At 59.3% G+C, this 11,876-nt stretch carries 13 protein-coding genes; 3 read left to right on the plus strand and 10 right to left on the minus strand.

The window, feature by feature from the left end:
* The first annotated feature begins 320 nt into the window (after positions 1-320).
* Positions 321-1,196: a LysR substrate-binding domain-containing protein gene (locus KGB06_RS12075; protein WP_223515901.1), complete on the plus strand. Its 876-nt coding sequence runs from the start codon at positions 321-323 to the stop codon at positions 1,194-1,196.
* Positions 1,197-1,321: 125 nt separating this feature from the next.
* Here KGB06_RS12075 and KGB06_RS12080 read toward each other — a convergent pair whose 3' ends face one another.
* The 7 genes from KGB06_RS12080 to KGB06_RS12110 all read right to left on the minus strand — a co-directional run bounded on the left by KGB06_RS12080 (position 1,322) and on the right by KGB06_RS12110 (position 7,829).
* A complete protein-coding gene (locus tag KGB06_RS12080; RefSeq protein WP_223515904.1) occupies positions 1,322-2,686 on the minus strand; it encodes an MFS transporter in 1,365 nt (454 codons plus the stop codon).
* A gap of 90 nt (positions 2,687-2,776) precedes the next feature.
* Positions 2,777-4,210, minus strand: coding sequence for an NAD-dependent succinate-semialdehyde dehydrogenase (locus KGB06_RS12085; RefSeq protein WP_223515907.1), 1,434 nt, complete (start codon positions 4,208-4,210; stop codon positions 2,777-2,779).
* Positions 4,207-5,241 carry an aldo/keto reductase gene (locus tag KGB06_RS12090; RefSeq protein WP_223515910.1) on the minus strand — a complete coding sequence of 345 codons (1,035 nt, stop codon included), beginning with the start codon at positions 5,239-5,241 and terminating at the stop codon, positions 4,207-4,209. Before KGB06_RS12090 ends, KGB06_RS12085 begins: the two co-directional genes overlap by 4 nt.
* Positions 5,242-5,251: 10 nt before the next feature.
* Complete coding sequence (gene fae, locus KGB06_RS12095) at positions 5,252-5,764, minus strand: formaldehyde-activating enzyme (RefSeq protein WP_008043405.1); 513 nt, start codon at positions 5,762-5,764, stop codon at positions 5,252-5,254.
* A 331-nt stretch (positions 5,765-6,095) separates the two neighbouring features.
* Positions 6,096-6,380: a pentapeptide MXKDX repeat protein gene (locus tag KGB06_RS12100; RefSeq protein WP_223515912.1), complete on the minus strand. Its 285-nt coding sequence runs from the start codon at positions 6,378-6,380 to the stop codon at positions 6,096-6,098.
* 46 nt (positions 6,381-6,426) lie between these two features.
* A complete protein-coding gene (locus KGB06_RS12105) occupies positions 6,427-7,212 on the minus strand; it encodes a molybdopterin-dependent oxidoreductase (RefSeq protein ID WP_223515915.1) in 786 nt (261 codons plus the stop codon).
* Complete coding sequence (locus KGB06_RS12110) at positions 7,209-7,829, minus strand: cytochrome b/b6 domain-containing protein (protein ID WP_223515918.1); 621 nt, start codon at positions 7,827-7,829, stop codon at positions 7,209-7,211. The genes KGB06_RS12105 and KGB06_RS12110 overlap by 4 nt, the downstream gene beginning before the upstream one ends.
* 166 nt (positions 7,830-7,995) lie before the next feature.
* On the opposite strand from KGB06_RS12110, the gene KGB06_RS12115 reads away from it, so the two are divergent.
* A complete protein-coding gene (locus KGB06_RS12115) occupies positions 7,996-8,937 on the plus strand; it encodes a class I SAM-dependent methyltransferase (protein WP_223515921.1) in 942 nt (313 codons plus the stop codon).
* Between the two features lie 129 nt (positions 8,938-9,066).
* Here KGB06_RS12115 and KGB06_RS12120 read toward each other — a convergent pair whose 3' ends face one another.
* The gene (locus KGB06_RS12120; protein WP_223515924.1) at positions 9,067-9,516 is read right to left on the minus strand and encodes a cupin domain-containing protein; all 450 of its coding nucleotides are present in this window, start codon (positions 9,514-9,516) and stop codon (positions 9,067-9,069) included.
* A gap of 242 nt (positions 9,517-9,758) precedes the next feature.
* Between KGB06_RS12120 and KGB06_RS12125 the strand changes: the two genes are divergently transcribed.
* Positions 9,759-10,205, plus strand: a complete 447-nt coding sequence (locus tag KGB06_RS12125) for a hypothetical protein (RefSeq protein ID WP_223515927.1) — start codon at positions 9,759-9,761, stop codon at positions 10,203-10,205.
* A 139-nt stretch (positions 10,206-10,344) separates the two neighbouring features.
* Here KGB06_RS12125 and KGB06_RS12130 read toward each other — a convergent pair whose 3' ends face one another.
* Both KGB06_RS12130 and KGB06_RS12135 read right to left on the minus strand, forming a co-directional pair.
* Complete coding sequence (locus KGB06_RS12130; RefSeq protein WP_223515929.1) at positions 10,345-11,280, minus strand: Ppx/GppA family phosphatase; 936 nt, start codon at positions 11,278-11,280, stop codon at positions 10,345-10,347.
* A gap of 193 nt (positions 11,281-11,473) precedes the next feature.
* Positions 11,474-11,824: a BON domain-containing protein gene (locus KGB06_RS12135; protein ID WP_223515932.1), complete on the minus strand. Its 351-nt coding sequence runs from the start codon at positions 11,822-11,824 to the stop codon at positions 11,474-11,476.
* Between the last annotated feature and the right edge of the window lie 52 nt (positions 11,825-11,876).

Genomic DNA, 11,876 nt, shown 5'->3' on the forward strand with positions numbered 1-11,876 from the left:
TCGTACAGGCCGACACATCGGTTGAAGACAGGGACTGTTTAAGCGTCGTATTCTTTTTCATGGACTCGCCCTCGCTGCCGTTGGCTTCTTAGACTGCCACCGTGGCGCATTGACGCCTCGGCGTGGGCGAGTCCATCCAATTACAGTGATTTGCGGCGCACACTAAACCTGTAGGAGCGGGCTTGCCCGCGAAGGCGTCAGTGCAGACAACACTTGCATCAGCCCGTTGCCAATAGTCAGATAGGTACTCATAACCATACCGATAAAAACAATAGCCCGGCCCGACGCAACACCGGAGACCGGTACGGAGCCCTCCTTCCATGCGTCAACTGCCCTCGCTCAATATGCTGCGCGTCTTCGAAGAGGTCGCGCGCCATCGCAGTTTCAGCCAGGCGGCGCTGGCCCTGAACGTCACTCAAGGGGCGGTCAGTCGACAGATCAAGCAACTGGAAGACTACCTTGGTGTCGCGCTGTTCGTGCGCACGCCCCAGGGCTTGTCGCTGACCGAATCCGGCATCGCCCTCTCCCCGCACCTGGCGCAAGCCTTTGACCACATTGAACGTGCCCTGCAAGCCGTGCGCGTGCCCAACCTGCGCCAGCGCCTGAGAATCCTCGCGCCGCCGACCTGGGCGACACGCTGGTTGTCCGCGCATTTGCGCGTGTTCTGCCAGCGCTATCCTGACATCAGCCTGAGCGTGACCAACCAGGCCGGCCACGACAGCCTCGCCGAGATCGATTGCCACATCCGCTTCGGCCTCGAAGCCGTCAGCCATTGCAGCAGTCAATTGCTGGTGATGGAGCGGCACATCGCCGTGGCCAGTCCGGAGTTGTTTAGCGAGGGGCAACCGCCGGATCTGCGGCAGTTTCCTTTGCTGCACATCCTGCATGATGGCAAACGCTTGAAGGTCTGGGAAAACTGGCTGGCAGCGACGGGACGCGACGATGTCGATGCGGGGCAAGGACTGGAATTCAGCACGCTGGATCAGGTGATTCACACCGCGCTCGCCGGTGGTGGGCTGGCGGTGATTGATCGGCAGATGATCGAGAAAGAGTTGGCCAATGGCAGCCTGCTGCCGATTACCCCGGTGGAAGTGATCGGGCCGTATGGCTATTGGCTGGATGTGGCGAACGACAAACAGGGATTGTCGAAGGTGCGGTTGTTTACGGATTGGTTGGGGTTGGTCAGTAATCCCTGAGCCCCCCCATACCACTGTGGGAGCGAGCCTGCTCGCGATGGCGGCGGATCAGTCAATATTGATGTCGACTGACACTCCGTCATCGCGAGCAGGCTCACTCCCACATTTGGATCTTTATCAGGTCCTTAGATCTGCGCAGCCACTTTCACCACCGCCGCTGCACCACCCTCCACCGGGCTCTGCGCCTTGCCTGCCTGGCTCAGGGTCAGGGATTTGGTCTCAGGAGCCCACGCCCAGGAAATCAAGGCCCCGAACGCGAGAACCCCGGCCAGAATGGCCATTGTCGGACTCATGCCGATCCCGGCCACGCTCAGCGGCAGTAGAAAGGTACTTACCGCCGAACCCAGACGGCTGACCGCCGTGGCCAGGCCGATACCGCTGGCGCGCACTTCCGTCGGGAAGCTCTCGGCCGGGAACACCCCCACCAGATTGCTCACCGCCGACAGCACCAAGGTGAACACCCCAAACACCAACACCATCAGCCAGGCCGTACTGCTCGGCAACACCGCCAGCAGGAACAACGCCACCGCCAGAATGATGAACGAGTTGATCAGGAAGCCGCGACGGGAAAACTTTACCGTGCACCAAATGCCGATCAGTGCGCCGAGAATCAACAGCAGGTTGAGCATCATCTCAGTGCCGAAGCCTTCGGCCAGTCCCATTTTCTGCAGAATCGTCGGCAGGAAGGTGTAAATCGCAAAATACGGCATGACGATGCAGACGAAGAACAGGCAGTTGAACGCCGTGCGCTTGCGATATTCACGGCTGAACAGCACGGCATAACCGGAGCGGGTTTCGGTGGAACGGGTTTCGTCGAGTTCGACATTATCACCCAGGAATTTTTTGACGACTGCTCGCGCCTCAGCGATACGGCCCTGATTGACTAGCCAGCGCGGCGATTCCGGCGTGCCAATGCGGGCAATCAAAATCACCACCGCCGGGATCGCCGAGGATGCCAGCATCCAGCGCCAGGCATCGTCGCCCAGGCTGAGCATCGCCGTCCCGATGAAGGTCGCGGCAACATAGCCGCAAGTCCAGACGACACTGAACGAGCCGAGCAATATCCCACGGTGCTTTCTCGGCGCAAACTCGGCCAACATGGCATGTCCAACGCTATAGTCGCCGCCCAGGCCGATACCGATCAGGATCCGACACAGCACCAGGCCAATGGCCGTTTCGACATAAAACTGCATGACCGACGCCACAGCGATCAGCAGGAAACTGACCAGGAAAATTTTCTGTCGACCAACGCGATCGGAAAACCAGCCAAAAAACAGACTCCCCAGGAACAGGCCGATCAGTGCCGATGCACCGATCAGGCCCTGCCAGAACGCATCGAGCTGCATTTGCGGATTGAGCAGCGTCAAGGCGATACCGATCAGGCCCAGGATATAGCCATCGGTGAAGTGGGCACCGAAGGTCAGCCCGGCGATCTTGATATGAAATCGACCAATGGGCAGGTCATCGATATGTACCGATTTAACGGACATATAACTCTCCAATTGTTGTTATTGACGGAGAAATGAAATCAATCGTTTCAACTGTGGGAGCGAGCTGGCTCCCACAGGGTTTTTGGGAGGTTACAGACCACCCATCAACAAGTATTTGATTTCCAGATAGTCATCCAGACCGTACTTCGAACCCTCGCGACCGAGGCCCGATTCCTTGATGCCGCCGAACGGCGCCACTTCCGTGGAAATGATCCCTTCGTTGATGCCGACCATGCCCGCTTCCAGGCCTTCGGCCATGCGCCATACGCGACCGATGTCGCGGCTGTAGAAGTAAGCCGACAAACCAAACGGCGTGTCGTTGGCCTTTTGCAGCACTTCGGCTTCGTCCTTGAAACGGAAGCAGGCTGCCACCGGGCCGAAGGTTTCTTCCTGCGCGATCAGCATTTCGCTGCTGGCTTCGGCGAGGATGGTCGGCTCGTAAAACGTACCGCCGAGCGCATGACGACGACCACCGCACAACAGCTTGGCGCCCTTCTCCAGCGCATCGTCGACGTGCAGTTCGACCTTGGCCAGCGCCGCTGCGTTGATCAATGGGCCTTGCTCGGTTTCGCCGTCCAGCGCACGGCCCACGCGCATTGCCGCAACGGCTTCCGCGAGTTTGCCGGTGAAGGCTTCGTAGACGCCGTCCTGAATGAAGAAACGGTTAACACAGACGCAGGTCTGCCCGGTGTTGCGGAACTTCGAGGCCATCGCGCCTTTGACCGCAGCGTCCAGATCAGCGTCGTCGAAGACAATGAACGGCGCGTTGCCACCCAGTTCCAGCGAGACCTTTTTCAGCGTGTCCGCCGCCTGGCGCATCAGCAATTTGCCAGTGCGCGTGGAGCCGGTGAACGACAGTTTGCGCACAATGCTGGACGCTTGCAGCGCACCACCAATCGCGACCGCATCGCCAGACACAATGTTGAACACACCCGCCGGAATACCGGCCTGCTCTGCCAACACCGCCAGTGCAAAGGCCGACAGCGGCGTTTCTTCCGAAGGCTTGAGGATCATCGTGCAACCGGCGGCCAATGCCGGGCCGACCTTGCGCGTGACCATGGCCAAAGGGAAATTCCACGGGGTGATCGCGGCGACCACGCCAATGGCTTCCTTGACCACGATGATCCGTGCATCAGCCTTGTGGCTCGGAATCACGTCGCCGTAAGCGCGCTTGGCTTCTTCAGCAAACCACTCCAGAAAACTCGCGGCATAGACCACCTCACCCATGGCTTCGGCCAACGGCTTGCCTTGTTCGCGGCTGAGCAGGGTCGCCAGATCCTTCTGGTTGCTCAGCATCAACTCGCTCCAGCGCTTGAGCTTCTGGCTGCGTTCCTTGGCGGTGAGCTTGCGCCACGCCGGTAACGCTCGGTTGGCGGCGTCAATGGCCAGGCGGGTCTCTTGGGCTCCGGCCTTTTGTACTTCGGTGATCAACTCGCCGTTGGCCGGGTTGAATACCGAGTAGCTCGGACCACCGGACGACCATTGACCGTCGATGAAATTGCCAGTGCGGATCAGCGCGCTCATGCGACAGCCTCGGTGAGGGTGAAGCGTTCCAGACCCGGACGTGCCGAACGCAAAATTCGTTTGCCGGCGGTGTAATCGTTGATCACGTCGCACGGGGTGTAATTGCGTTCCAGCTCGTGCAGTTCTTCAGCGTCGAGCTGGGTGTCCAGCGCGGCCAGCGCACTGTCGAATTGCTCGGTGGTGTCTGCGCCCACCAACATGCAATCCACACCCGGATGGTTGGCCACCCAAGCCTGGGCGATTTGCGCATTCGAAACGCCACGGGCGCGGGCCACGCGTTGCACCGAATGAGCGATTTCGAACGAGGCTTCGTCGCTGTACATCTGCTGAGTAAAAAAATCGGTCTGGTTGCGCGTCGACTGCACATCGCCGGTCAACAATCCGCGGGCCAGCGGGCTGAACACCGAGACGCCCAGGCCTTGATCACGACAGAACGGGATCATCTCGCGCTCTTCTTCGCGGTAGGCGCAGTTCAATTGCAGCTGCATGTTGATCGGCTTGACCCAACCGTTGCGCTCGCAAGCCATGAGAATCTTCGCCAATTGCCCGGTGAGCATGGTCGAGACGCCGATGTAGCGCGCTTTGCCGGAGCGCACGATGTCGTTCATCGCGCTCATGGTTTCTTCGACCGGCGTGTTCACATCGAAGTAATGCAGCATGAACACATCGACGTAGTCCATGTTAAGGCGCTTCAGCGAGGCGTCGATGCTGTCCATGATGTGCTTGCGCGAATGGCCGCTGGCGTTGATCCCGTTGCGGGTGCCGTAACCGACTTTGGTGGTGATCACCAGGTCTTCGCGACGGACCAGGCGCTTGACGATGCGCCCCACCACTTCTTCGCCGACACCGGCGGAATAGAAGTCCGCCAGGTCGATGAAGTTGACGCCGTTGTCCAGCGCGTGCGCGACGATCGGCTCGCTTTTCTTCTCATCGAAGATCCACGGCTTCCAGTCCGGGGTGCCCATGTTCATTGTGCCAAGGCACAGGCGGGAGACTTGCAGGCCGGAGTTGCCCAAACGAATGTATTGCATGGCGCGGACCTCAGGCTTTTGGCGTGTAGAAAGGGTTGCTGATGTGATTGACCACATCCGCCAGTTGCGCGGTTTCCGGCTTGCCGGTCAGCGCGGCACGAATCGCCGTGCGGCAGGCGTTGTAGTTGTTCAGGTAGACCGCATCGAGGTCATCGCAGGCCGGGTTGACCCAGTTGGCGGTGACGATGGCCCATTCGTCTTCGGCTTCCGGCGGCAAGGTGCCGTCCAGCAGCGCTTCAAGCACGGCCTTGGCGATACCGGCCTGGGACGCGCCCCAGGTGGCGTTGCCGTGCAGGTCGCTGCTGATCGCCGCTTTGTTGACATAAAGGGTCATTGGCTTGACCGGAATGTTTGGCTGGGCGATCACCATGAATGGGCAGTGCCCCTGGCTTGGGGACGCCAGGCTGTTGGCAAACGCCTGGCCGGCCGGACCGTTGCGCGGGCCGATCAGAATATTGATGTGCGCGGCATTTACGCCCGGGCCTTCGAAACCTTCACCGATGTACAGGTCGAGTTCTTTCATGAGTCGTTACTCTTCAGGGAGTTTGGGTTGATCAGAAGCGCACGCAGGCAGCGGGCCTGGCGTGGCAAATGTCGGGGTTCGAAGAGCGCAGCAGGTCGCTGGCGAAGACGCGGCAGTGATGATGAGTCATGGTTGCAAACGCTCTTTTTTGTTGTTGATGAGCTGGTTTGCGATTTTTTAACACTGGGGGTTTGCGGGGCTGTAACCATTAAAAGTCATGAGGGCATGACTTCAAGTCATACCCTGCACACAGCTATGGGAATGTGGGAACTGTGAAGCTGCAAGAACTGTGGGAGCAGGTTCGCTCCCACAGGGATTGAGTCGTATTGGATTACTGCGACGCGGCGTCCTTCTTCATGGCGTCTTTGCTCATGCTGTCCTTGGACATGGCATCTTTTTTCATGGCGTCCTTGGACATTGCATCCTTGGACATGCTGTCTTTCTTCATCGTGTCTTGGGCCATGGAGTCCTTCTTCATCGTCGCGTCTTTGGACATGGCATCCTTGGACATCGAGTCCTTGCTCATGCTGTCGCTGCTCGTGGTATCGGCGGCAAACACGCTTGCGGCGCCCAGTGCGATGCACATGGACAGTACGGTGGTGGCTAACTTTTTCATGATGAAACTCCTTGAAGCTCAGGTTGCGGACAAGTGAAGTTGCGTGTCAGCTGCCACCGAACCAGTTGTAGCCCTGGTCTTCCCAGAAGCCACCGCTGTAGGTGTTGCTGACGAAAATCGCCTGAATGTGTTTGGGATTCTTGTAGCCAAGCTTGGTGGGCATGCGCAGTTTCATGGGGAAGCCGTACTGGCGCGGCAGCACCGCGCCGTCGTAGGTCAGCGTCAGCAAGGTTTGCGCATGCAGCGCGGTGGCCATGTCGATGCTGGTGTAGTAGTCGTCCGCGCATTTGAAACCGACATATTTGGCATCGGTGTCGGCGCCAACGCGCTTGAGGAAATCACTGAACCGCACGCCACCCCAACGGCCGATCGCGCTCCAGCCTTCGACGCAAATGTGCCGGGTAATCTGTTCGGTCTGCGCCATGGCGCGCAGTTCTTCGAGCCGCCAACTGCGCTTGTCCGCGACCAGGCCGGTGACTTCCAGTCGGTAGCTCTCCTCTTCCACTGTCGGCGCCTCGTCAATGCCGTAGTAGGCGTTGAAAGGGAATGGCCGGGTGATCATCGACTCGGGATAGGTCGGTGCCATGGCGTTGGGGTTGAACAGCCAGCCCTGCACCCGGTCGTTGAAGCGGGACATGGCGGACAGCGCGGTGTCGACGCTTTCGTTGTCGGTGATGTTGCAGCCGGACAACATCGCCACACCGCCGAGGGTCAGGCCACGCAGCAGGAACGAGCGACGCGAGCGGTCGGTGATCTGCGGGGCAAGGATTTTCCGGGCGTCTGTCAGGATCGATGACTTGTCCAGCCCGGTACTTTCGATGCGCTTTTTCATACCTGCTCCTTGTGACCGACGATCATGGCCCACAACGTTTTGGGAACCAGCGCGACCATCACCAGATGCACCGCAACGAAGGCCACCAACAAAGACATCGCGAAGAAATGCACCCGTCGCGCGCCTTCGTAACCCGCCATTAACTCGCGCAGCAGCGGGAACTGGACGGACTTCCACAGCACCAGCCCGGAAACCACCAGCAGCGTGATGTCGACCATCACGAACAGGTACGCCAGCCGTTGCACCTGGTTGTAATGACTCAGGTCGGCATGCCCCAACCGTCCTCGCAACGCTGCCCACAGGTCATGCAAGACACCTTTGGGCGAAACGGGAAAGAAACGGCGTTTCAGACGACCGCTGAACAGGTTGAAGGCCAGATAAATCAAGCCATTGATAGCGAGAAACCACATCGCCGCAAAGTGCCATTGCAGTGCGCCGCCCAGCCAGCCGCCGAGCGTGATCGATTTGGGAAAGCTGAAATCGTAAATCGGCGATGCGTTGTAGATTCGCCAACCGCTGGTGACCATGACCAGCACCGCCAGGGCGTTCAGCCAATGGGTCAGCCGTAGCCAGCGCGGATGGCTGCTGACGCGGGGTGAAGCAGATAGCTGCGACATGTCTGGCTCCCGGCAGTTGATCGATGGGGCCGAGTATGTGAGCGGACAGATCGCCAAATCCTCACGTAAAGTTAAATTAAACGTGATAACTCTCGACACGTTGCAACGCGCCTTGCCCCGCAATTGTGGTTAAAATGCCGCCCCCTCAAATTGCCGACCCTGCCCGATGAACCCAGACGCGCTCGCCACCCTCCACACCCATTTGCTGATGGCACTGGCAACGGCCCCCGCAGAAACCCGCCGCTTGTTCCACGGCCGTGGCCGCTGCTGGCCGGGGCTGGAGCAGTTGACCGTCGACTGGCTGCAGGGTGTAGTGCTGGTCGCGCTGTTCAAAGAGCCGGAAGCGTCGCAGCTGGAAGATTTGAAACGACTGTTGATGCAGATCACCCAGTCACACGAGTGGACCCAATCCGGCGCACATACCTTGCTGCTGCAACATCGTTATCTGCTGCAAAGCACCACCGAATGGCTGCTGGGCGAGGTGATCGATGAGATGACCATCACCGAGGGCGGCTTGCGTTATCGCGTGGACCTGGGCCGCAAGCAGAACACCGGCCTGTTTCTCGACATGCGTTACGGCCGCGACTGGGTGCGGGCCAATGCCCAGGGCAAGCGCGTGTTGAACCTGTTTGCCTACACCTGCGGCTTCTCGGTCGCCGCCATCGAGGGTGGCGCCGAGCACGTGGTCAATCTGGACATGTCCAGCCCGGCCCTGAGTCGTGGCCGCGATAATCACCGACTCAACGGGCACGACTTGAGCCAGGTCAGTTTTCTCGGCCATGACCTGTTCAAATCCTGGGGCAAGGTGATTGGCAAGGGGCCTTATGACCTGGTGATCATCGACCCGCCGTCCTTTCAGAAAGGCAGTTTTTTGCTGACCAAGGACTACCAGCGTGTGTTACGCCGGTTGCCGGAACTGCTCAGCCCTGAGGGTACGGTGCTGGCCTGCATGAACGACCCGGCGTTCGGGTCTGACTTCCTCATCGACGGCGTTATGCGTGAGGCACCGAGCCTGCGCTTTGAACAGCGGCTGGAGAATCCGCCGGAGTTTCCGGATGCGGACATTGAGTGTGGCTTGAAGGCACTAGTGTTCAAACTGGGGGATTGAGTTCTGCTCTACCTGTAGGAGTGAGCCTGCTCGCGATAGCGGTGTGTCAGTCGATATCAATGTTGAATTATGAATCGCCATCGCGAGCAGGCTCGCTCCCACATTTGCAGCGCATCAGGCAAACACTGCTTAGTCCTCCAGCACCAGCAGCGGCGTGCCTTTCTTCACAATGTACGTCGCCAGCTCTGACGCCTTGCCGCCACCAACGTTCTTCGCCAAATGCGCCGTACCCGCGGGGATGTACAGCGAATCGCCAGCCTTGAGCGTGACCGGTGGCCGGCCTTCCAGTTGGTACTCGAACGTGCCGTCGATGACGTATGCCACTTCCACGCCTGGATGCGAGTGTTTCGGCGAGACCACGCCCGCGTCGAAATCAACACGCACCTGAATCACCTCACGCTCAGCGACGTCCAGGTCCTGGCGCACCAGGTCCGTGCGGTGGATGCCTGACTGCCAGCTTTTGCCAGGCTGCGCTTCATGGCTTGCCTCGGCAGCCTGCGAAAAGCTCGCGAAGGTAACCAGTGTTACAGCGGCTAGCGCGATGCCGAGCCGGGTGTGACGGGAAGTGATACGGGACATCGCAATTCTCCAATGATGACCGCCGATGCGGTGTGTTCATTTAGAGGGCGCGGTGTATCCCGCTCGTGTCGCATAACCCATGGTTTTGTATGCCAAGTTGGCTGTCGGCACAGGAGATACGTTGCGATACAAGCACCCGTGTGCGCCAGGACCGACTATCCGAAGAAATGTCCTCTGTCACCGGACAGCTAAAATTGACAGGGGGATCACTTCAACGCGTCCTTACAAGCGGGAGTTTCACGATGAAAATCGTATCTTCGCTGGCGTCGGTGGTGGTGGCGGTCGGGTGGCTCTGCGGGTGTTCGACGGTGCCTGACAGTCAGATCACCAACGTTCCCCTGCACGCTACGCCCGTCAATGCCGGGAATATCGCCCGGCCCATCATGATGCCCAACGGCAATACGACCGAGTTCTGGTTTGCCGTCAGCGGTGAAACCATGGGCAGCGCATTGCCCGGTCGTTTGTCGGCTTACATCTATCCCGGAAGCTGCGCCAATCTGGGTTCGAAACCGGCCTATGACATGAACGACGGACCGAATGCGCGGTTCTATTCAATGGCATCGATGCAGTACTTCTGGAAAAGTGCGCCGGTGTCTGTCGAGACACTTCGAGCCGGCGACTATGCCTTGGTGGTGCGTGAAAACCCGGCCGATGGTCATCAAAACATTTTCTGCGGCAATCTAGGCTGAAGCCGTTGGACTTCCCTGCGTTCCCGCCTGTTGTGCGGGAACGTTTTTTTCAGCAATTGCCACATGTGCTGTCACTGGTCCTGAGCCATAACCGGGTCCGCCTCGCCTCGTTGACGGTGTCTAGGAAGCAATTCGGGGTTCAATGCTGTGACATCAGCCCATGCAGGACCCCGAACCTCAAACCCGCCTCCGAAGGCGTCATCTGCAAGATCCCGAAGACCTTGAACGCCGCCAGCATCACCACCAGCCCACCCGGCAAGGTGCTCAAGCGATGGTTTTGCAGACCGGCCAGTTTGAGCTGTTTGACATGCCCCACTTCCAGCAGTCGCAACGATAGGCGCAGCAGACCGCAGTAAGTGATACCGCTTTCGCCGTCGTCGTTCATCCCGTTGGCCTTGAGCACCTTGGCGAGCATCCGTGCCGTCCCCGAAGACCCGATGGCCTGCTGCCAACCCAAGGCCCGGTAACGCCGCGCCACTGTTTCAAATTGCAGCGTGGCCACACGCTCCGCCTCCAGCAACGCCGGGGCGGTTATGCAGCCACCGGAAAAATACCGCGCGCCAAAAGTACCGCTGCCAATGGCAATGCTTTCGGTCAACAGCGGTTGAGCGCCCTGCCCCAGGATCAACTCGGTGGACCCGCCACCGATGTCCACGACCAGTCGCATGCTTTGCGGGCTGGGGATCGAATGGTTGACACCGGCGTACACCAGCTGAGCCTCTTCGTGCCCGGAGATGACGTCAATCCGGAACCCGAGGTGGCGCTCGGCGCTGGCCAGGAACAGCTGCGCATTGTCGGCCTCGCGCACAGCACTGGTCGCCACCGCCCGCACCCGGCCGGCTTCAAAGCCGCGTATTTTTTTGCCAAATCGCGAAAGCGCCTGCCATCCACGATCCAGCGCCATTTCGTCCAGCGCACCGCCCTGAAAACCTTCCGACAAACGGACAGGTTCACGCAGGGTTTTCACCTCGTGGATCATCCATTTCTGGTTCCGTTTGACCGATTGGCCAATCATCATGCGAAACGCATTGGAGCCCAGGTCAATGGCTGCAAACAGGGAGGCGTCTCCTTTCATGGCGGGGATTCCTGGCAATTTCATCAGCCTGCGGAGGGAGTTCCGCGAAGCGTTCAAGATGGTTTGCAAGGATGCTGCCATGGGTTAGGTGACACCAAGATGACACCGCCGTTTTTTCTACGCCCCGGAGGCCAGCCGCCCCCCCGGGCAGCGCTTCCGGTTTACAGAAGCGCTGCTTACAGGGTCGCCTTGGTCATTTGTCGTCCGGTTTGGTTGACGATTGAGGCCGCTGTTCAGCGCTTTCTTCGGCGTTGGGCGGTTCGGGATAACTGCCTGGCATGAACACGTGAGTCAGCAATTCCCTGGCATCGACGTCGACAACGCCCTGAACTGAACGGGTCACTGCAACAACCTGCTCACATTGCCGATGGGTATTGACCCGGCCACTCAACGCCACCGTACCCGCATGGGTCTTGACGTGAATGTGCATGGCAAGGGTGGGCTCGGCCATGGCCAGGGCCGACTTCACCCGGGCCGTCAGCCATGTATCGTGAGCGACCGCTTCCAGTTGATGAGAATACTGCTCGAAGGAACGAAGTTTCATGGTGGATCCCTCTTTCAGAACGAAGGAGCAAACACCTTAATTATAGTGCGCC

The organism is Pseudomonas sp. GL-B-19, from assembly GCF_019956415.1.
GTDB lineage: Bacteria > Pseudomonadota > Gammaproteobacteria > Pseudomonadales > Pseudomonadaceae > Aquipseudomonas.

What these genes read in the sequence shown, in the direction of transcription:
- KGB06_RS12100 (WP_223515912.1), bottom strand. Translation starts at nt 6,380, where the DNA reads ATGAAAAAGTTAGCCACCACCGTACTGTCCATGTGCATCGCACTGGGC.
- KGB06_RS12090 (WP_223515910.1), bottom strand. Translation starts at nt 5,241, where the DNA reads ATGCAATACATTCGTTTGGGCAACTCCGGCCTGCAAGTCTCCCGCCTG.
- KGB06_RS12135 (WP_223515932.1), bottom strand. Translation starts at nt 11,824, where the DNA reads ATGAAACTTCGTTCCTTCGAGCAGTATTCTCATCAACTGGAAGCGGTC.
- KGB06_RS12115 (WP_223515921.1), top strand. Translation starts at nt 7,996, where the DNA reads ATGAACCCAGACGCGCTCGCCACCCTCCACACCCATTTGCTGATGGCA.
- KGB06_RS12130 (WP_223515929.1), bottom strand. Translation starts at nt 11,280, where the DNA reads ATGAAAGGAGACGCCTCCCTGTTTGCAGCCATTGACCTGGGCTCCAAT.
- KGB06_RS12105 (WP_223515915.1), bottom strand. Translation starts at nt 7,212, where the DNA reads ATGAAAAAGCGCATCGAAAGTACCGGGCTGGACAAGTCATCGATCCTG.
- KGB06_RS12110 (WP_223515918.1), bottom strand. Translation starts at nt 7,829, where the DNA reads ATGTCGCAGCTATCTGCTTCACCCCGCGTCAGCAGCCATCCGCGCTGG.
- KGB06_RS12075 (WP_223515901.1), top strand. Translation starts at nt 321, where the DNA reads ATGCGTCAACTGCCCTCGCTCAATATGCTGCGCGTCTTCGAAGAGGTC.
- KGB06_RS12080 (WP_223515904.1), bottom strand. Translation starts at nt 2,686, where the DNA reads ATGTCCGTTAAATCGGTACATATCGATGACCTGCCCATTGGTCGATTT.
- KGB06_RS12085 (WP_223515907.1), bottom strand. Translation starts at nt 4,210, where the DNA reads ATGAGCGCGCTGATCCGCACTGGCAATTTCATCGACGGTCAATGGTCG.
- KGB06_RS12120 (WP_223515924.1), bottom strand. Translation starts at nt 9,516, where the DNA reads ATGTCCCGTATCACTTCCCGTCACACCCGGCTCGGCATCGCGCTAGCC.
- KGB06_RS12125 (WP_223515927.1), top strand. Translation starts at nt 9,759, where the DNA reads ATGAAAATCGTATCTTCGCTGGCGTCGGTGGTGGTGGCGGTCGGGTGG.
- fae (WP_008043405.1), bottom strand. Translation starts at nt 5,764, where the DNA reads ATGAAAGAACTCGACCTGTACATCGGTGAAGGTTTCGAAGGCCCGGGC.